Here is a 20,916-nt window from a genome sequence, read left to right on the forward strand (position 1 = left end):
CCGCCCGACAGCAATACTCCTGCCAAACACATGATAAGGAGACCTCATCCTCTCATGCAGACCTTACAAACAACGTATCACACAAGCAGATGACAGCGTTGTCATTATTAAAGTACACAAGAAAGAACAGGATTTCTACATTTTTTTGACAATTATTGTTGTTTTTTATGAAAAAAACATACTTAACCATTATTATTCAATCACTTAAAATGTTTAATTTATTTATTCAAGCTTATGTGACAACGTTGTCTTTCATTGGTAACATGGCGATAACATGACAAAGATCACGGTAGCTATCGATGAGTCCCCTTAACACATTAGTGCCCAGTAATACCCAATCTGCTCCGCGCTTAACTCGGCACTACCGAAACCTCAGTTTGATATTGCTACTTTGTGGAGCTTGGCTATTTTGGGCGAGCCATTTTCATTCGCCATTTGATCTTATCCAAGAATATGGCCGCTTTATTTTTCTGGGTATTACAGGAGCGATATTTGCCAATTCGACGGGAGCTGGCGGTGGCGTCATCTTTATTCCCGTTTTTTCGAGCCTCAACTTTAGTGAGTCTCAAAGCATCGCGACTTCATTTATGATCCAATGCTTTGGTATGACAGCAGGCGCGATTTCATGGTCACTGCATTATCAAAAACGTCACCGAGAAGATGTCGCCTGGTCTGGTTTTGTGAAAGCAGCATTACTTGCCGCCTTCTTTTCAGTATTAGGTTTCTGGAGTAGCCAATTACTACAGCTCAGTTCGCCCTCTTCGCTACACACAAGTTTCAGCATTTTCTCGATAATACTCGGTATTGCCATCATTCTCAGTAGCAAAAGTAGTACGCAAATAACTCGCGCTATAATGCCGATTGATTCTCTATCGCTCGCTCTCATTGGTTATTTCGGCGGTATTATCACAGCTTGGTTATCGGTAGGCGTCGGAGAATTAGTCGTCATTTATCTGATGTTACGGGGACTATGCGCCAAAATGGCAGTCGCCACCGGCGTTGTTGTCTCTGCGATTACCGTTTGGTCGGCAAGCCCTATTCATATCTTTTCAACAAATAGCCAAGCCCTCTTTGAGTTAGTGTTATTCGCAGGCCCAGGCGCCGTTATCGGGGGATTACTTGCTCGCAAATTAGCGCTTTATCTCCCAGTAAAAGTATTAAAACTCTTTTTCTCCATTTGGATCATTTTGACGGGTAGCGTCATGTTGGCGAGTTAATAGGAAACATTAAGATGAATAATTCTCCGCTAAAAAGTATCACTATTGTCGGTGGCGGTAGCACAGGTTGGATGACAGCTCTCTACTTGAGTAAGTTATATAACCATTCGTCTAATATCATTGATATTAGACTTATCGAAAGTAAAGAAATTGGTATTATTGGCGTTGGTGAAGCTACCGTTCATAGTCTACGATTCTTCTTTGCGGCTATGGGATTAGATGAAAATGAACTACTTAGAGAAACTAACGCAACATTAAAGACCGGCATATTATTTCGTAACTGGATGAAAGCAGTCGATGGTAAAATGCATGAATATTTCCATCCATTTGAGCAACAAAAACCATCTGGAAAAATTGATAATGCAAGTGCTTGGATTTTAAATAATCAGATTAATGAATCAAACAGCACTCCCTTTGCTGAAGCAACAAGTCTTTCATTTAGCTTAATGCAAAATAACTTAAGCCCTAAAACGCAATACTTGAACCAATATCAAGGTATTGTCCCCTATGGTTACCACTTAGACGCGACGCTCATGGCGGCCTTTTTAAAGCGTAAAGCCACCCAAGCAGGTGTAGAGCATGTAGAAGCAAATGTAACGGACGTTCTGGTTAATGATGGCAACATCACTGAGGTTGTAACTGACCTAGGCTCATTCAAGAGCGACATATTTATCGACTGCACAGGCTTTAAAGGGCTTTTAATTCAAAGCTTAAAGAATGATAACTGGCAATCATTCGAAACAGAATTACCTTGCAATAAAGCCGTTGCAATGCAGCGGGAATATCTGCCTCACCAGCTACCAAGAGCCTATACGACAGCAACAGCGCTTAGTCATGGTTGGGCTTGGGAAATTGACCTAACGAATCGTCAAGGAACGGGTTATGTCTACGATGGCAATAGTCTAACGAGGGAACAGGCTGAGGCTGAATTAAAAGCTTATCTTGGCGATGAACAAGAGATCATAAGAACTGTTCACTTAGATATGAAGATAGGTTGTAGACGTGAATTTTGGGTTGGAAATTGTATTGCAATGGGTCTCGCAGGTGGATTTATTGAACCCTTAGAATCGACAGGCTTGCATCTTATAAACTTAGGGGCAAGATTGCTAGCGACACATTTAACGTCATCAAATCCCTCCCAAGCAATAAGGACGTCATATAATACCGCAATGAACGGCTTGTATACCGATCTTAGACAGTTTATCGTACTTCATTACTGCTTAACTGATAGAAATGATAATGAATTTTGGCAAAAAGCCGCACAAAGCTCAGCATTCATCCCTGCTCTAGAACAAAAAATAACACTATGGAAAGACAAGGTTTGTGAGTATGTCGATCTTGCCAATGGCTATAGTTCAGTTTTTACAGATGAGAATTATCGCTACGTACTTTATGGTATGCAGCATATTCCTGAAATCCATATACCTTGTCCCAAAACTGAAATAACAAAAATACTCGACAACTTAAAAACACAACAGTTTAGAGCCAAAGAGCAATCTTTATCACATCAAGAATTTTTAGCAAAAATTTAAAACAATAAAGAGCAAGATTAACAATCTTGCTCTACATGCCGTTTAATTAAACCATTAATTAAGTTGGATGCCATACAACTTGATGCGTTCAATTAACTCCCTATGGGGTAATAATTGCGATTTGAGTAATGTAACCTGCTTGTCTAGTTTGTCGGTCATTTCCGAGAAAAGCCGTTCCTCTTCATCATTTAATGTCATCTTTAATTTTGACTCAAAGTCTGAGCCATAGAGTACATATAAATAGTTTTCTAAATTGAAAAATTCTAGCGTAGAAGTAAAGTCATAGGCAGTCGGTATGTGATAGCGCCACAATTCTAGATGTTCTTTTAATGAGTCTGGAATACTTATTTCATTTTTATTATCAACCCAAAAAGGCGTATCCATTCGTTTGGCTGTGACATAGTGAAGTTTAATAAAGTCAATCACCCGATTCCAAGCATTCGATACCCGCTGATTATAACGATTAGCCACAAGTGGCATAACGTCAGTATTAGCAGGAAAACATTCGGCTAACATTCTGGCTGTCGCATCAAACATAAGAAGACCAGTCGCCTCTAAAGGTTCAACAAAACCACTCGACAAACCAATCGCAACACAGTTACCTTGCCACGATTTCTCTCTATACCCCACCTTCATCGGTATGTGTCGAAACGAGATTTCTTCAGCTGGTTTACCAAGATATTCCCGTAATACACTCTCAGCTTGCTCTATTGATGAATATTGACTGGAATACACATAACCAACACCACGACGTTCAGACAAACCGATATCCCATATCCAGCCAGCCTCTTGTGCTGTTGATTTAGTGAAACAAGGGATAGGCGTATATTTATCTTCATAAGGAAGCTGCACAACTAATGCTGAGTCAACAAACAAAATGTCACTCTTATCAACGAAGGGAACGTTACATGCGTTGCCAATGAGTTGAGCACTAAATCCAGTACAATCAACATACAAGTCCGCAGTCAATACACCAGCGTTATTAGTATGTAACTCTAAGATATTTCCCTGAGCGTCTATTTTTGTATCAATAACTTCTGCAAGCAGATGTTTAACGCCTAACCGTTCAACACCAAATTCGGTCAACAACTTGGTAAACTTTGCTGCATCGAGATGATACGCGTAATGCATAGCCCCTCGATATTGAGGCTGTGTCATCGCTTTAGGACCATATCCCGCATCAATTAAATGACCTTGAACTGACACAAGATCAGCGTAGCGGCCTCTATCTGAAAGAGATTTATTGAGCCAAGTTGAAGTGAAATCTTTAAAGTAGGGATAATCAAATAAATGGTGATAGTACTCCCCTGAATTTGGTTCATTCCAATCAATGAATTTAACACTCTGTTTAAATGTTACATCACAGCGACGAATAAAATCATCTTCTCGAATACCAAAATACTTTAATGTTTCTCGTAAAATAGGCACTGTCCCTTCACCAACGCCTATAGTAGGAATGTTCGGGGACTCAACTAACATAACTTGTATTTGAGGTGTTCTAGCATTCAACTTTTTAGCTAAATGACAGGCAGAAATCCAACCTGCAGTTCCGCCACCCACAATGACGACACTCTTTATATCTTTTCTTGAAGTCATGACCTATGCCTGCTAATTACTTAAACGCTCAACTCGATTTCTTCTTTCGCTAGGCGATTAATTTGATGCAATGAGTTCAAATGGCTGTAAATTGGAGCTAAAAGGCCTCGTTGCTTGATATCTAAGAACTCATCTGAGCTGAGTTGATTTAACTTAGCTTCATCGATGAAATAGATACCATTTATGCCGCGTTTTTCGCCTTTGATGTCAACGGTAAGACTTTGGGGAGAAAATAATTCTTTTTGAGCCAAAAATGCAATAATTGCCTTACTCATTTGTTCTTGTTCAAAGTTTTTTATAATACTTTCTTTACGCAATCTTAAAAACGCCGTTTCCTCTCCTCCTTCAAATAATGCATTTCCGTCGTCAGTACTCACATAAGCGCTTTCTTCACGTATCCCCACCCATACTTTATCCTGTTGTTCAGCACTCAGTATTAACCCAAACGGATAGTTTTTAAGTACATTTGGAATATACAGCCCTAACCATTTACCATCTTTTTGCTTCAAATTCTGTCCAGGTTTTAATCCAAGCATAATTACGGACTGGTATTCTCCTGTTTCACTATTCTTAACAAAAACAACAGGTGAATCTACAGCAGCAAAAGCAAACTCATAAATTGAAATGGGTAGTAAATGTTGCTCAGCTACATGTTCATAAGTGGTAGGAGTCACTTTAAGGTGCGCATGTTTTGCTGAGTCAAGTGGGGTGATTGAATTAGTCATATGAGCTCCTTGAGGGCTTCTTCTGATTGAATATTATTGAGATATAAAAAAAGGGAGCAAGCTCCCTTTTTCATTTATACATGAGTTAAACCGAGATTAGAATCGTACGCTAGCACCTAATGTAATTCGGCGGGCCATATTGTATTCAAATACAGGGAAGCCATCCGTAAAGCCACTTAGATTAGATTGGAACTGATTGTTACCAAACTGACGTGAACCTTCTTCTAACAGGTTATTACCATCAAGCTTAATATCCATATAATCAGTAACATGCCAAATTGCGCTCAAGTCCAAGCTACCAAATGCATCGTGTAAACGATTACCGTATGAACCAGTTTCACGGATCATATACTCACTACGCCAGTTATATGCTAAACGAACTTGGAACAAATCGTTTTCAAAATAACCAGTTAAGTTATATGAATGCTTTGAACTATCGCTTAAGAACGGGTTGCGATCTGTATATGTATTTTCACTCGTTTCGCTATCAGTATAAGTGTAGTTAACAATTGAGCCGAAGCCGTTACCAAAGTCTTGTTGATATTGCAGTTCTAAACCTTGGATTGTCGCAGACTCGCCATTGGCTTTCTCTTGCACAGTCCAACCACCAGCAACTTCATCAGGCTTTAACGTGCCAGTAAATGGGATATCGGCGCTATCTGCATGATACTCGCTAAAGGTTACGAAGTTTTTAACATCCTTCATAAACAAAGCCGCAGAAAGTAATGACTCTTCATTGAAATACCATTCAATACCTAAGTCTATTTGATTAGCAATAAATGGTTTTAACCCGATATTGCCAACAACCCATTTTTGGTTATTAGGCACATCATCATTCGCACCTAAAACGTTAGGGTTAACATACATGTCATCATACTGTGGACGAGCCATAACTCGAGCTGCAGATGCGCGCAATATGAGATCTGGTGCTAAGTCGAATGCAACGTTCAAGCTTGGTAACCATTCCCCATAATTAGCCGAAGAATCGGTTTTCTTGCCATCAACATAGTAAGTTGAAGTTGCTTCAGTACCCGCATAACGCACGCCAAAGTTACCTCGTACACCTTCTGATGCAAAGTTAGCCATCACATAAGCAGCATAGTTATCTTCGTCAATTTCACGGTATGAACCAAAATCTTCTGTCTCACCTATGATGCTCGATTTGGCCCAATCTTTTAGTGCATCTGGATCAAAACGAATAATATCGTATTCACTTGTTCCTACAGCAAAAGTACCAGTATTTAAGCCTGCTGTTGATATGACGGGATTAAAGTCATCGGCTTGTACAAAGTCAAAACGGCGACTCGTTGTATTATGCTTCGCATATTTCAGACCCGTTTTAATGGCATTAACCACACCTAGATCTACATCAAACTTAATATCGGCTTGAATATAAGTTTCATCATCCGTTTTGGGTGTTTTATTAAAGTTACTGCCAGTACCCATTACAAGTGAACCAGGATCATAAGTAGCTGTATCAAAACCATTCAAATCCCAAGTTTGATGACCATTGGTAAAGTTGTAAGTCGCACCATTTAATGCTGTGCCACCCAGACCATCTTCAACAACCATTTCAAAATCGGTACCACCAGTAGAGCTTGTATCACCGATTTGAGTCGTAAACTGGTATCCATCGCCGCTATATTCCATCTTCAGGTCGAAAACTTGAGACTTCATTGTCGCTTCACGAGGGCGAGCTTGCCAATATGCTAAGTTAACAGGACCTGCAACTTGAGAACCTGACTGTGATGCGTCTGGCTTATCACCACCACATAAACCGCAGCCACCTAACCATTCCGTGTTATCCCAAGCACCAGAACCTGGAGCTCCTGACCATGAGGTGTCAGCTTGCGTAAACCATAATGCGTAGTTGGTGTTGTCCGCGGCCATTTGCATGTCCATCGCATTAAACACAAAGTTTAATGAATCAGATGGCGCATACTGGAATGTTGCAGCAATAGCGGAACGCTCACGCTCTTGTTCAAATGCAACAGGGCCTGCACCCCATTCCCAAAACGCTTCATCGCCTTGACGCTGTAAGCTACGATTTTGCATAACGCCAGAAACTAATACACCAAAAGTTTCATCATCATTCTTCCAGCTACCTAAGCCTGAAAATTGTGGATCCGTTTCACCCGAATCGCTTTGATATTGAGCTTCAGCAGATGCAAAGAAAGTCATTGAATCCATATCCAATGGCTTACGAGTATTAACTACAACAGTACCACCCACACCACCTTCAGCTAAGTCCGCCTGAGATGATTTATAGACTTCTAAGTTACCAACTAATTCAGATGGTAATAATTCATAGTTAAATGAACGTTTTGCAGGCTCAAGAACAAACCAACCTGTTGAAGCCACGTTTTGTCCATTTAGAGTAGTCAAAGTCAAATCTTGACCTGCACCACGAATAGAAACACCTGCGCCTTCACCAAATTGACGCTGGATCGTGACACCTGGAATACGTTGCAGCGATTCTGCAACGTTTTTATCAGGGAATTTACCAATGTCTTCAGCAGTAATCGCATCCACAGTACTGTCTGAGAAGCGTTTGGCATTTAAGTTAGCTTGCTGGGAAGCGCGAATACCGCGAACTTCAATTTTTTCAATATTTTCAGGCGCTGCGGTGGTTGCCGCGGCATCTGCAGCGACAGCGCTGATGGATACAGCGCTGCCGAGTAGGATAGCAATATTTGTTGCTAGTACAGTTTTCTTAAAGATTGATGGTCGCATCTCGTTTCCCTTCCATAACTTTATTATCGTTTTAGTATTCATAACCATTCCCTGCGGAATGACAACGCTGTCATGTCTAGTGCAAACATTACACAATAATTAACAGCCTTGCCACAACAAAATAACGATGGAAGCAAAAAAATGTCATAAAGCAGAATTTTGAATCAGTGATTTTATTAAAAATCATTATAAAACATGAGCTTTAATATTATGACGTAAATTTACAACTCCAAGCATAATTGTAACAACGATAAATTAACGCCAATTTGTAACAATTCAGGATTGCTAAGCACATCAAAAGCTCGCACTATAAGACGCATAAGTAAGAAAATACTGATAAAAATGTAAGCTTGTAAATTGCTGGTAAAGAATTTACGTTCATAGAACAGTTAACCCTTCGCGACCTTAGACAAAGAGTTTTTACATCAATGAAAGTCACTATCAACGACGTAGCTAAATATGCTGGAGTGTCTATCAAGACAGTATCACGTGTCACCAATAACGAACCTTCAGTGAAGCAGGCCACAGTTGACAAAGTGAATGAGGCGATAAAAGCACTTAACTATCAACCTAATTTAGCAGCGAGAAACCTTGCGGGCACAAAATCCTATGCTATTGGTTTTATTTACGATAATCCAAACGCATACTACATTATTGATATGCAAAATGGGATCTTGGCAGCCTGTAAAGACAAGGGCTATGAACTTGTCATCCACCCTTGCAATGCCAAATCAGAGACCATTTGTGATGAGCTTACAGCACTAGTCAAATATTCTAGGCTAGCGGGATTAGTACTGACGCCTCCCTTGTCAGAAGATCCGAAAGTACTCAAAGCGCTTACTGAGATTGATGCTAACTATGTGCGCATTATTGCAGGTGAAAAGGACAACGATCAGAATGGATTGACTATTTTAGTCAACGATAAATTTGGTGCAGTTGAAATCACCCAGCATCTGATTGACTTAGGCCACAAGCATATTGCTTTTTTAAGTGGGGATTTACACCATGAATCCACCAAAGAACGGTTACTTGGTTTTAAACAAGCATTAACAATAAATGGCCTAAAACTGGATGAAAACTACATAATTGAAGGGAAGTACTCATTTGAGTCTGGTGTTGACGGTGCGAATAAGCTTATTAAACTAAAACATCGTCCGACTGCGATTGTGGCTTGTAACGATGAAATTGCCGCTGGTGCACTTTTTGCTGCTCGTTTAGCGGGTTTAGATATCCCAGTAGACTTATCGATTGTCGGTTTCGAAGATAGCCCATTCTCACGTCAAACCTGGCCTAAACTCACCACAGTACATCAGCCAAACGCAGAAATAGCGCAAGTCGCAACGGAATTATTAATCGCAAAACGTCGCGAGCAGGATGCGATATATTCTAAGACCTTTACACCTGAACCTATCATTCGTGACTCGTCGGCAATTCCTAAACAATAAAAAAGAGAGCATATTTGCTCTCTTTTTTGCCCTAAATTACATAGAAATCAATGTAATTTGAGCTTTGGACGCTGCCACCTCAATAACTTTTGTGCCACTCGATACACTATTGCCGAAAACCAACCGTAAAGGCTGGCTAAATGCCTCTGATACAAAGAGATATACATCAATCTTGCTATATGCCCTTCAACAAAGAAAGTGCCAGAGCGTAGGTTCCCCATCAAATTGCCTACCGCAGAGAAGCGGCTTAAAGACACTAATGAGCCGTAATCTTTATAAATAAAGGCCTTTTCAGGCTTACCTTGTAATCGATTAACGATATTATCAAACAAGGTATCAGCCATCTGTGCCGCAGCTTGCGCCCTTGGTGGAACAGGCTGACCAGAACTTTGGATCAATAGAGCGCAATCGCCAAGGGCGTAAATATCTTGATGGTCCTTGACTCGCATGCAGTCATCAACTTCAACTTGATTTCGCGGCGTAATGGGTAATTTTGTAAAGTTCTGAAACGCTTTTGGCCCTTTTACACCTGCCGCCCAGACTTTTAAGCCCGCTTTAATCACATCCCCATCTTGGGTAATAAAGCCATCACGAGTCACTTCTTTTACTTGAACACCGATATGTAAACGTATACCTATCTGATCAAGAACTGCCTGCGCCCTAGCGCTCACACGCTCAGGTAATTGGGGGAGAATTTTGGGTGATGCTTCAATCAAATGCACATCAAGATGATGTTTAGCAATATTCAGATAGCCATACTCTTTAACGGATTCAATCACATGATGAAGTTCTGCCGCTAATTCAACACCAGTCGCACCAGCACCAACAATGCCAATACTGACTCTTTCTTGTGTTTCGTTTAATTGGAGTAATGCGTCGAGTAATTTATGATGGAATAGATTGGCATTTTCGAGGCTATCTAAGAAGATGCAGTGTTCATCAGCTCCTAATGTATTGAAACTATTAGAAACACCACCAAGAGCAAGGACTAAAAAATCATAATCGATTTGTCGCTGCTCTAAGAGTAACTCGCCTTCGTCATTATAGACGGCGGCTAACTGAATCGATTTAGCGTCAGGGTCGCACTGCTCTATCTCACCGCGAATATAGCGGTAACCATTCTTAAGCCCATGATCGCGGTAGAGTAAACCTTCAATAGATTGATCGATCACGCCAACAGCAACTTCGTGTAATTTAGGCTTCCAAATATGAATAGGACTTCGGTCAATTAAGCACACATCGACGACATCACTACCGCCCCATTTACGACCCAACTTAGATGCAAGTGCTAAACCAGCTGCACCACCACCCACGATCACTATTCTTTTTGTAGCCAAAATGACAACCTCATAAACTCATTTGCGAGGCTCAGTTATACCATGTTACAGATAAGAGATAACTACATTAGTTCAGTAAAACTGACGATTTTGCATTAAAGATATTTCAGAAACTCAGCCGTACTTCCATCAGCTTAGCCAACAAAAAAGGGCCACTAGGCCCTTTAGAATCGTTCTTAAGCAGCTTATACCGCTTCTTCGTTTTCTTCACCAGTTCGAATACGGATAACACGTTCAACATCAGTGACAAAAATTTTGCCATCACCAATTTTTCCTGTGCGGGCAGTTTCAACGATCACATCAATAGCTTGGTCGAGCAGATCATCCTGGATCACTAATTCTATTTTCACTTTTGGCAGAAAATCCACCATGTATTCAGCGCCACGATAGAGCTCTGTATGCCCTTTCTGACGACCAAAACCCTTGACTTCAGAAACCGTCATACCGGTAATGCCAATCTCAGCAAGGGATTCTCTTACGTCGTCTAATTTAAATGGCTTAATAATGGCTTCAACTTTTTTCATTAAAAATTCCTCATCCCTTGCAATAACATAAACAAACAGAATAACACTAGCTTACACGGGGTTAGGTCAACATTGAAGTGAATGTAGTGCTTTACTCATAAAACACAGTTTCTACAAAATCGCTTTTAGCACATAAAAGTCTAAAAAAAGCACTATAACTATAGCGCCAGACTTTATACTTACATTCTAGCCAAAACTCGCTCGCGGGATGCAAGCGCAAAATAACAGGGATTTGTTATGAACACTCATCAAAAGGGCTTTAGCCTGATAGAACTTCTCATTTCACTTGCCGTCTTAACCATCTTGCTTACTGGAGGAGTGCCATCCTTAACTGATGTTTATACCCAATATAGAGCTGATAGCAGCATACGAATTATCCAACAAACGCTACAATTTGCACGTAACCAAGCAATTACTCTTAATAGAAAGGTAACCGTTTGTGCTGTTATCGACCAGAAATGTGAGCAAAACTGGCAAGCTGGGCTAACTGTTTTTATTGATACTAACAGTAATAACCAACTAGATGACAGCGATAAAAAACTTTATATAACAAATGCTTTTGATTCAAAAGACATAGTTAAATACAATCGTACGGCAATCCGGTTTCAACCTGACGGGCTGGCATCTGGTACAAATGGAACACTCAAATATTGTCCCTCATCAGCCACAAGCCCTTATTCTAGAGCTGTTATTGTTAATCAAGCTGGACGTGTACGTCTATCAAAAAACAGTAATATAAATTGCTCATAATCGAATAACAGGAAAATGATTAAATTAGACTAACCTTTTAAAAATATCGCAAACAACATATCTTTCTAAAAGTTATAGTCATAAAAGTCAAAAGATTGATTGTAAAATGACTTATCTATTTATGCTGAAACTAGCAACGTTCTCGCTTATACTTTACAAAGAATAAGCGAGGATGATGATATGTGTAAAAAAAAGCTGGGCTTTACATTAGTGGAATTGATGGTCACTATCGCAGTTGCAGCAATATTACTGACTATTGGTGTACCATCAATGATATCACTCTACGAAGGTATCCGAGCAAATACTGAAATTGAAAGTATACAAGAGTCAATATCATTTGCTCGCAATCAAGCAGTAAGCTATGGCAATACAGTTAGTATATGCCCTCTATCAGGTTCTAGCTGTGGCAATGATTGGAGCAAAGGATTTAAGGTCTTCATTGATAATGGTACTCTTGGCACTCTTGATTCAACTAATGGTAGAACCGATAAAGTCATCAAAGTAGTTGATGGTTTTAATGATAAAGATTATGTTGAATATGATAAATCCTCAATTAGTTTTAATGCTGAAGGCCTAATCGTTGGTTCATTAGGTACAGGAAAAATAATTTACTGCCCAGGTAGTAAAACAAGTACTCAGTCAAAAGGTATACAAATAAGTTCATCTGGTCGAGTACAATCCTTAGCAACGACAGCCAACTGCAATTAACTATTTATTTTAAGTGCTTTCTATCAAGTCCTCTTGCGATTAGTGATTTAAAATCTCGATTGTCAGGGATGCACTCAATTACATTTCTAACATAGACTGATTGATTATCGAGAATACCTACCTCTGTAGATATAAGGCTTGCAGCTCTAAGGTCCGCTTCCTCCTTTAGCCAACTAAAATAAGCAATCTGCTCTCCTCTAGAGGTATCAATATAACATTTATAGGTTTCATCTAAAGAACCTGCAATTGCATGAGCAGTAACAAAACTCAATCCAACAACGACAACACTCGTTAAATTCTTCATTTCCAACATTCCTTAGGTGTTTTTTCACCAATTGAATTCATGGATATTGTCACGCATGGCGCGTCTCGAGATGCTTGAATACCTTGAGCGGTTGCAGTTACGGTAAACGCTCCAGAGCTTACGGATGAATCCACTTTATAAAGTTGATTTTCAACCACAAAAGGGTCCACTTTTAAACCCAACTTAACCATATCAGCAGTATATTCACGATTATCGAGATAAAACTGCTCTTGAAGATTAACAATACGCATAACTGCAGCGATTCCATCTCCGCGAGCTCCTTTAGCAAGATACGCAGTATAAGATGGATAGGCAATAGATGCTAAGATACCTATGATAACCACTACAATCATTAGCTCAATTAACGTAAAACCTTCACTTTGCTTCATACTTAAGTTACTCATCAATGTGATAATAAATTCTATTAACTCCTAAGCCGCCACCAACACATTTTTCATCTCCATCTTTACAACCGTCATCGCCATCGATCTTTTCCATTTTGTCACCAGCTGCACCAATTCCAATAAGATACATATAGCTTTCACTTGCTCCATTAGGTGGAATAACAAGTTGTGGAGTATCCGGAACTCGCTCCCCCATTTCAAGATAATCTTTATTATTGATTGACTTGTAGGCGCGAGTCCCTTTATGCAGGTCAAAGCCATAAAGTCGCCCTAATCCAGAGACTAAACATTGATTCTCTGCTGAGTTATCACCAGGCACATATGAAGTAAAAAATACCCTTCCTTGAATAATTGTCGCACCAGCTAAACTCTTCTCACCAATACTTCCAAATTTATAATACCAACCACGTTTCTTACCAAAAGCAATGTTGTCAACTTCAGTTTCAGGAAGTGGTGAAGATACATTATATAAATCATTTAAGACCAAAGCATTTGGAATTTCGTTACCCTTTGTCCCATTAAATGATTTGGTTACTACATTGCGATCTTGCAATGTAAAAAACATATCTGAGCGCCACTTATCTGTTGGTATAGGTCTATGTCCACTACCAATAACAACAGCATCATATGGAACACTCTGATAAGTTTTAGTTACTTTTGTTTGGCCATTTTCGGTAACTGAAACCTCAGTTAAATTACTAAATGATGTTTGGGCTACTACAGGCTCAGCAAAAAAACGTCTATCTGTTGCGACGGTAGTTCCACCTAAGTCGGCGAATTTAAAGGCTGTCCAAGGCCTTACAGAGTCTTTTGGATTTGCACTCGGTAAGTCAATTCGCCAAATATTAGCACCAGTATCCGTAGCATAAATCCTATCCGTTAGCCTGTCTCCATTAGAATCTAACACAGCAACTGAATTAGGAATACTGTCTGTAATGCCTGGCATAAGTGTACTATTCCCTCCAGAGCTTGATCCGAAGAAATGAACTAAAGTTCCAGTTTCAGCATCAACGATAAACACTCCACGCCCTTCAGTATCAGTCTCACCCACTCCACTACCATCTTTTGTTGTTGGGGTATAACCAGCACCAAATATCAATACAGGCTTAGCACTTGAAGGGCTAGTATTTCCTGATGGCCAGCCTGGAATCGTTGTGATTACCGGTTCCGACCAGCTTTGCCCCATTTCAGATATACCTAAGGACGCAGCATCTATCTTCCACATAAACTTAGGCGAGTCAGGAGCCGTAATATCCAGAGCATAGTATGACTTACCGCCCCGTCTCATACCGACAAATACCCATGCCTTTTCAATCGATGTAGAACCGGTCTTAACATAAGCAACGGGTGGACTGTCTAACCCGTATACAGAATGCACGCCGGTTGGAACGTTGGCTCTTAATTCTCTTAAATTTGGTAAGAGCTCATAAGGCATAAAAGCCCAACTTTCATTAACAGCAGTTCCCTCATCTTTAAACATATGTAAGAAACCATGATTGGTCCCCATTAAAATACGGATATCAGGAGATGTCTTAGTACCAAAATTAATAGCGAGTGGTTTAGAATGTAACGGATCACCTAAAATATCCTTACGTTTGTCTGTTACATTGTTATCACCATCATCATCATCTACATCTGCCCCTTTAGCCCAATCAAATAGCTTAGTCAGTTGCGCCTTCTCAACGCCAATATAATTAGCCAGAGCGGTTTCACCACCAGCTTTATTTTCAGCATTAGTTTTCGTAAAATCCGTTAAACCAGAACCAAAATTACCATAAAGTTTACGACTACTGGTACTTCTTAACACCTGTGCAGCGCCACCTAAGCCAACATCATTACCATCCCCCCCCGCACTAGTTGACGCACAAATTGCATCATCGGTCCAAATTGAACAAGCAGAAGACTTAATGTTTCCATCTAGACCAATAGCCTTATCGCCATTTTTATCAACTATGTCACCATTTCCTGTGACGGTAAATTTTTTAAGATTCCCCTGCCAACGAGGCCCCTTATTTGGTAAAAACATTGCGTAATAAACTGCATCGAAAGTTTGAGTACGATCAAAGTTATTACTGGCGATCGATGGTGAAGTAAAGCTTGCATTCACCTCAAGAATATTTGAGAACACCTTTTGAAGTGCCGCTTGTAGTTGCATAGCATTTCTTGCAGCGAAGTATTGTCCACCGCCTCGAGCGGCAGTTTCTTTCAATAAAGGCTCAGCATCATTAGCGCCAGAGCTAAAACCAATAGTATAAGTACTGATTGTTTGAACGTCTTCTATCTCACTATTAACATCATTTTTATTCATCCACCCAGCAAGGGCTGCCAAATAACTATTTTCATATCGATTAGAACTGCTAATACCGGGCAAGTTTTTTACATAACCATCTGCTGCAGTATCAGATGTAGGTTCGCCATCCGTCATATATACTACATAAGCTTTGTTCTGGCACTTCTGCAATGATAGTGGTGATTTATATTTCCCATCTTTCTCAATAGAAGTATCACGACTAGGACTTAATTTTGGGTCTCTATTTTCATAACCATACAAAACATTACCACCAGAATAATAACGATAAGCTTCATAGAGTGTTTCACACAATGGAGTATTCCCCCCTGCGACTAAATCCGGAACGATATCAAGTAAAGTTGACTTTGTTGTTTCATCAGTTCGCTTTATTCCATTTATAATGCGACCTCCATTGTTTGAATCACTACCTGAACCATCATTATTTCGGTTAAAGACGGCAATACCAAAATCAACTCCAGGAGTTGTAACTATGGTATCTCCCACAACCCGTTGCGCGATTGCCATTCGAGTGTAATATTTTTTTGCTTTAGTAGAATGATACCAATTAATATATTTTTCGGTGTAAATGGTAACAGGCTGACCTGTACCTAGACCCGTTAACTTAGATTTATCTATTGCTACATTAATTTGCTCTTGGGTCGAGCTAGCATTTAGAACGGCATAAGGCACCGGAGATGCTTGAGTACCTTCGCCGTCGATAGGAAATCCGGTTGGTTGTCCTTTCGCATTTTTAATATTCTTAGAATCTATGTCTTCAAAGCAGTCGATAAGATGGATATTTGTGCCTTCAACAGGCAAATCCTCCCAACTCCCCGTTTGGCCAGAAAAACTATACTCACGTAGAAAGCCTGTAAACATGCCATAATCTTTTAAATATTCTAATGACGTAGCACAACCATTTAGTGAGTTTATGAAAAAACGTTGACTACTACTCTCAGGAACATCCGAGCTACTGCGACTAAAATAGAGTTTTGTGCTATCAGTGATTACATCGCCCCTTTGATAAAAAGTATCTGTATACTCATTAGTTCCCATACTTCCTGACGTATCAAAAATAATTAACACTTGCGGACGAGAACCTGAACGTGCTGTAGATTCGAAAACATATAATTCGGTATCGTCCGCAAAGCTCAACCCAGAAAGAATGACCAAACAAAACAATATAGAGACGGTAATTTTTTTAGCCCACATAATTAACTCCCGGTTAATACTTCTTGCTCGATACCAGCAACGACGGTCAACCGCCCCATGTCATCTCGGCCAAACTTTGCTTCACTACTCACTTCAACACGACGACACATAATTAAACTTGAAGAGCTCGCTTTTGAACTACGTTGACAAGTAACATCACCAGAAACCATCGGGGTAAAAGTATTAATTACACCAAAAGCCGCATCTTCAACTGTAGTAACAGCTGACATATTTGCCATGATTTTACCTTGCTGAGAAACGATTACTTTATCTTGAGCACCTATCGCTGAGGCCATCGCTCCAATGCGATCAGACCCAGCGCCTGACATTCGCATTGACTGAGTCGAATTCACAGCCAAAGCTACCCCGATAACAGTCATGAGTATAAGTACGATCAAAGAAAAAAATAACACTATCCCTTTCTGCTTTTTCATTAACTAACCCAGTTACTGTCTAATTAATACAGGATTCTCGAGAACTATTGTTGTCGAGACTACTTTTCGTCGAAAATGATCTTGAGTTGCAGCAATTTTTTTGTCACCTAATACATATTTCGTGTCATTGGTATAACTTGAATCTTCATCTGTCGAACGTACTAAAAGAAATATTCGAATAGCTACTAAACGTTGAAACTGTTCGTTATCCCACATTAGTGAAGTGACATTTTGTGCTGGCATAAATATATCAGCTGTATCATTACCATCATTATCAAAACCATACAATATCCGCATATTTTCAATACCCTCCACCAACTGCTCATAACTACCAGAGGTATTCATTCCACCATTTAATAATAAACGTCTACGAAGTACCGGTATCGAACCATCATTTTGAATGTAATAAACATGATGGACATATTCCCAAAATCTTCCATTGTCCAATGTAGGTGTGGGTTGCGAACCACTAAAAATGATTGCTTGATTTGCCGTTGCACCAATATAGTATCGATTAACATCATTGGGATTAGTCGTAGGCGGGCCTGATAAACGCTTGATTTGTATTACATCGGTATTCTTAACTACATTAGTTAAACACGCTAAGCTTTCTGTTCCAACACCCGCTTCATAACCCCATAGCTTACGAAAATGGCTTGAGGTTGTATTAGGAAACGATGCATTATTAATCCCACCACCAATACAATCATCTCCAGTAGGGATAATGGCAGCCAACAATGTTGTATTTACACCTCTAACCAACTCTGTGCCAGTAATATCCCCCATGAAACCTAACTGGCTAATATCCCTTTCCATAAGTGCTAAGGCGATACGCCCATTTTCTTGCAACTGATTAAATTGACTCGTAGTGGTGACATTAGAGGAGGACATACTAAACATGGTAAATACACCCAGAGTTAAAAATAACCCAATGATCATGGCTACCATTAACTCGACCAATGAGAAACCAGCATGATTTGATAAGCCTTTACGCATTAACTTCACTTAATCAACTCCACCTAAAGGATTATTGTCGTAATAGTCAAAACTCGTCGACGATCGCTACTCGTACCACAAGATTGTACGAATGAATTGGCTTTGGCTGCACCGTCACTCAGTGCTCGAATACCTCGCCAACTCATGACAACTGTAACCTCTCCAGCTAAAGATGCCTTGATACAAGCGGTTGGTAGATCTAACCCGCCAACATTATGACCACCAACTTGTTCTGAAGCACCAAGAAACAACTGCTCCCACTGATACAAATCAGAAGCTGAAGTCTGAACATCTGAGCATACGTCATTTACATCATGCCCGACCCCAACATCACAAATCTTCTCCGGAGCAGTTAAATTACCTTTATAGGTGCCAACATAATTTGCTAGCTGCCCTCGATTTAATCTCATTCGATTAATAATATCATCGATATAATAAGAGGCTTGGGTTTGCTGAAATGACTCGAAGCTGCCACGCTTTGCAACGATATGCAGATTAAAAATACCAATTAAGCCAATGACTAAGATCACCAATGCAACAAGCACCTCAATTAATGAGAAGCCTCGTTGAAAGTCTTTTTGTGTCAATCGTTCGAATTTAGCCATATTTTTGACAAGCTTTTCAGCCATTTACCCTTTAAAAATCTTAGTCTTACGACAAAAAATTACCAACAGTTAATAATAGATGAGTAAAATGTAAGTAGCCAGTAACAATAGCATATAAGCATTGACATCATTATGCCTTGAATGAATTTGAAGCAATAAAAAAGAGGCTTATCGCCTCTCTTTTATAAATAACTTAACATCACATAGATTTAGCGCAGTTCGGCAGGCACCGCAAAGACAGTGTCTTCCTTACGTCCTTCGACTTCAGTCACCACGCTAGGGGCAAGTTTTGCAATCGCTTGGACAACTTGTTGAACTAAGACCTCAGGTGCAGAAGCGCCTGCGGTAACAGCAACACGCGAAACATTATCGAACCAGCTTGATTCAACATCGTCAGCAGTATCCACCAGATAAGACTGGGTTCCGGTCTTCAATGCGAGCTCGCGTAACCGATTAGAGTTAGAGCTGTTTTTTGAACCAACAACAATCAACAAATCCACATCTGCAGACAGATTACGTACCGCATCTTGACGATTCTGTGTTGCATAACAGATATCGTCTTTACGAGGTCCTTCAATTGAAGGAAACCTTTTTTGCAACGCGGCAATAATGTCTAACGTATCATCGACAGATAAAGTTGTTTGGGTCACGAAGCAGAGATTGTTAGGGTCGCGCACTTCTAGCGCATCCACATCAGCAGGCGATTCAATCAGATAAACGCCGCCGTTAGGATTATCGTATTGACCCATAGTCCCCTCGACTTCAGGGTGGCCCTCGTGGCCAATCAAGATACATTCAATACCTTTACGGCTTGCACGCGTCACTTGAAGATGCACTTTGGTCACTAAGGGACAAGTCGCATCGAAAACTCTCAACCCTCGCGCCTTAGCTTCTTGTCTCACCGCTTGAGATACACCATGGGCACTGAAGATAACAATGTTGTTATCCGGCACTTGATCTAACTCTTCCACAAAAACCGCACCGCGATCCTTCAAATTCTGCACGACATAGCGATTATGTACGACTTCATGTCGAACATAGATAGGCGGTGAAAACAATTCCAACGCCCGTTCAACAATACTGATAGCACGATCAACACCCGCACAAAAACCACGCGGGTTCGCGAGCATAATATTCAAACTTGGGCTGGTAGGATCGAGTTTCATCTTAAAGTACCTTTACAACGTCCAGTTCAAAAGTGATCTTGTGCCCTGCCAGAGGATGATTCAGATCGACTGTGATGGAATCACCCGCTACATCACGGACAATACCCGGGATTTCACTGCCACCTGGGCCAGCAAAACTGACAATCACGCCTGCTTCTAAACTCATGTCTGCCGGAAAACGGCTTCTGTCTAGATAGTGAATAGCATCAGGATTTGATTCACCAAAGGCATCAATCGCTTCAAGGGTAAAACTGTGTTTATCACCTTCAGCAAGCGTTGCCAATTGCGCCTCAAATGCTGGACTTAACGTACCGTCACCCACATTTAATCGAGCTGGTTTACCCGAAGCTTTAGTGCTGTCTGCGGTTGAACCATCAGAAAGCACAATGTTCATATGGCATAGTAAAGATCGCGTCACAGTCACTTCTTAACCCCTTCGGCGCTATCTGTTTCAGATTTACCGCTTAAAAATGCATCCCAAATGATCAACGCAGCACCAATACAAATCGCCGAATCAGCGATATTGAAAGCTGGGTAGTGGCTTTTACCCCAAAAAAAGTCGATAAAATCAACCACAAAACCGTGCATTAATCTGTCGACTAAATTACCGAGAGCACCACCAATCACTAAGGTGTAAGCCAGATTCAGTTTCAACAAAGAAGCAGATTGCTTACGCAACCACACTGTTAATAAAGTACTGAATCCAACCGCTACAATCGTAAATAACCAACGCTGCCAACCACCGGCGTCACTTAAAAAACTAAAGGCCGCCCCGTAGTTACGTACATAAGTGAAATTAAAGAAAGGCAATAAATTCACTGATTCATACAAATCAAAATTGGCTAAGACCCATTGTTTAGATAGCTGATCGGCGAAAAACACCAATACAGCTACCCAATACCAACGTAAGCCACTGTCTTTCCAAGTTAATGGCATAC

19 protein-coding genes are annotated in these 20,916 nt (G+C 40.3%); 5 read left to right on the top strand and 14 right to left on the bottom strand.

Annotated elements, in window-relative coordinates; all coding sequences use genetic code 11:
* Nucleotides 1-299: 299 nt before the first annotated feature.
* Together Q4Q57_RS13670 and Q4Q57_RS13675 are read left to right on the top strand one after the other, a co-directional pair.
* Nucleotides 300-1,217, top strand: coding sequence for a sulfite exporter TauE/SafE family protein (locus tag Q4Q57_RS13670; RefSeq protein ID WP_311891134.1), 918 nt, complete (start codon nt 300-302; stop codon nt 1,215-1,217).
* A gap of 14 nt (nt 1,218-1,231) precedes the next feature.
* Nucleotides 1,232-2,749 carry a tryptophan halogenase family protein gene (locus Q4Q57_RS13675; RefSeq protein WP_311891135.1) on the top strand — a complete coding sequence of 506 codons (1,518 nt, stop codon included), beginning with the start codon at nt 1,232-1,234 and terminating at the stop codon, nt 2,747-2,749.
* 54 nt (nt 2,750-2,803) lie between these two features.
* Here the strand turns inward: Q4Q57_RS13675 and Q4Q57_RS13680 are convergent, their stop codons facing one another.
* The 3 genes from Q4Q57_RS13680 to Q4Q57_RS13690 form a co-directional block, all read right to left on the bottom strand.
* On the bottom strand, nt 2,804-4,345 hold the full coding sequence (locus Q4Q57_RS13680) for a tryptophan halogenase family protein (protein ID WP_311891136.1): 1,542 nt from the start codon (nt 4,343-4,345) through the stop codon (nt 2,804-2,806).
* A 20-nt stretch (nt 4,346-4,365) separates the two neighbouring features.
* Entirely contained in the window at nt 4,366-5,070 is a 705-nt protein-coding gene (locus Q4Q57_RS13685) for a SapC family protein (RefSeq protein WP_311891137.1), read from the bottom strand.
* Nucleotides 5,071-5,166: 96 nt separating this feature from the next.
* Nucleotides 5,167-7,845, bottom strand: a complete 2,679-nt coding sequence (locus tag Q4Q57_RS13690) for a TonB-dependent receptor (RefSeq protein WP_006080652.1) — start codon at nt 7,843-7,845, stop codon at nt 5,167-5,169.
* Nucleotides 7,846-8,231: 386 nt separating this feature from the next.
* On the opposite strand from Q4Q57_RS13690, the gene Q4Q57_RS13695 reads away from it, so the two are divergent.
* Nucleotides 8,232-9,248 (top strand): LacI family DNA-binding transcriptional regulator, encoded by a 1,017-nt coding sequence (locus Q4Q57_RS13695; protein WP_283629787.1) that lies wholly within the window; start codon nt 8,232-8,234, stop codon nt 9,246-9,248.
* Between the two features lie 47 nt (nt 9,249-9,295).
* Here the strand turns inward: Q4Q57_RS13695 and Q4Q57_RS13700 are convergent, their stop codons facing one another.
* Nucleotides 9,296-10,585, bottom strand: coding sequence for an NAD(P)/FAD-dependent oxidoreductase (locus Q4Q57_RS13700; RefSeq protein ID WP_311891138.1), 1,290 nt, complete (start codon nt 10,583-10,585; stop codon nt 9,296-9,298).
* A gap of 185 nt (nt 10,586-10,770) precedes the next feature.
* On the bottom strand, nt 10,771-11,109 hold the full coding sequence (gene glnB / locus Q4Q57_RS13705) for a nitrogen regulatory protein P-II (RefSeq protein ID WP_012088533.1): 339 nt from the start codon (nt 11,107-11,109) through the stop codon (nt 10,771-10,773).
* 237 nt (nt 11,110-11,346) lie between these two features.
* Here glnB and Q4Q57_RS13710 point away from each other — a divergent pair, with 237 nt between their 5' ends.
* Both Q4Q57_RS13710 and Q4Q57_RS13715 read left to right on the top strand, forming a co-directional pair.
* A complete protein-coding gene (locus Q4Q57_RS13710; protein WP_311891139.1) occupies nt 11,347-11,859 on the top strand; it encodes a GspH/FimT family pseudopilin in 513 nt (170 codons plus the stop codon).
* A gap of 180 nt (nt 11,860-12,039) precedes the next feature.
* Nucleotides 12,040-12,567: a GspH/FimT family pseudopilin gene (locus Q4Q57_RS13715; RefSeq protein WP_107946756.1), complete on the top strand. Its 528-nt coding sequence runs from the start codon at nt 12,040-12,042 to the stop codon at nt 12,565-12,567.
* A gap of 4 nt (nt 12,568-12,571) precedes the next feature.
* Here Q4Q57_RS13715 and Q4Q57_RS13720 read toward each other — a convergent pair whose 3' ends face one another.
* The 9 genes from Q4Q57_RS13720 to lspA all read right to left on the bottom strand — a co-directional run bounded on the left by Q4Q57_RS13720 (nt 12,572) and on the right by lspA (nt 20,914).
* Complete coding sequence (locus tag Q4Q57_RS13720; protein ID WP_107946755.1) at nt 12,572-12,871, bottom strand: TapY2 family type IVa secretion system protein; 300 nt, start codon at nt 12,869-12,871, stop codon at nt 12,572-12,574.
* Nucleotides 12,868-13,260 carry a type IV pilin protein gene (locus tag Q4Q57_RS13725; RefSeq protein WP_107950146.1) on the bottom strand — a complete coding sequence of 131 codons (393 nt, stop codon included), beginning with the start codon at nt 13,258-13,260 and terminating at the stop codon, nt 12,868-12,870. The genes Q4Q57_RS13720 and Q4Q57_RS13725 overlap by 4 nt, the downstream gene beginning before the upstream one ends.
* A 7-nt stretch (nt 13,261-13,267) precedes the next feature.
* Entirely contained in the window at nt 13,268-16,777 is a 3,510-nt protein-coding gene (locus Q4Q57_RS13730; protein WP_311891140.1) for a PilC/PilY family type IV pilus protein, read from the bottom strand.
* Nucleotides 16,778-16,779: 2 nt separating this feature from the next.
* Nucleotides 16,780-17,211, bottom strand: coding sequence for a pilus assembly PilX N-terminal domain-containing protein (locus Q4Q57_RS13735; RefSeq protein WP_311891141.1), 432 nt, complete (start codon nt 17,209-17,211; stop codon nt 16,780-16,782).
* A gap of 12 nt (nt 17,212-17,223) precedes the next feature.
* Nucleotides 17,224-18,207, bottom strand: a complete 984-nt coding sequence (locus Q4Q57_RS13740) for a PilW family protein (RefSeq protein WP_106651781.1) — start codon at nt 18,205-18,207, stop codon at nt 17,224-17,226.
* Nucleotides 18,208-18,230: 23 nt separating this feature from the next.
* Nucleotides 18,231-18,836 carry a type IV pilus modification protein PilV gene (gene pilV, locus Q4Q57_RS13745; RefSeq protein ID WP_199908792.1) on the bottom strand — a complete coding sequence of 202 codons (606 nt, stop codon included), beginning with the start codon at nt 18,834-18,836 and terminating at the stop codon, nt 18,231-18,233.
* 185 nt (nt 18,837-19,021) lie between these two features.
* The gene (ispH, locus tag Q4Q57_RS13750) at nt 19,022-19,951 is read right to left on the bottom strand and encodes a 4-hydroxy-3-methylbut-2-enyl diphosphate reductase (protein WP_170927454.1); all 930 of its coding nucleotides are present in this window, start codon (nt 19,949-19,951) and stop codon (nt 19,022-19,024) included.
* A gap of 28 nt (nt 19,952-19,979) precedes the next feature.
* Nucleotides 19,980-20,402, bottom strand: coding sequence for an FKBP-type peptidyl-prolyl cis-trans isomerase (gene fkpB, locus Q4Q57_RS13755; RefSeq protein ID WP_006080638.1), 423 nt, complete (start codon nt 20,400-20,402; stop codon nt 19,980-19,982).
* Nucleotides 20,399-20,914 carry a signal peptidase II gene (lspA, locus tag Q4Q57_RS13760; RefSeq protein ID WP_106649741.1) on the bottom strand — a complete coding sequence of 172 codons (516 nt, stop codon included), beginning with the start codon at nt 20,912-20,914 and terminating at the stop codon, nt 20,399-20,401. Before lspA ends, fkpB begins: the two co-directional genes overlap by 4 nt.
* Nucleotides 20,915-20,916 lie beyond the last annotated feature (2 nt).

The sequence above is a fragment of the Shewanella sp. SP2S2-6 genome (assembly GCF_031931965.1).
GTDB classification, from domain to species: Bacteria; Pseudomonadota; Gammaproteobacteria; order Enterobacterales; family Shewanellaceae; genus Shewanella; species Shewanella baltica.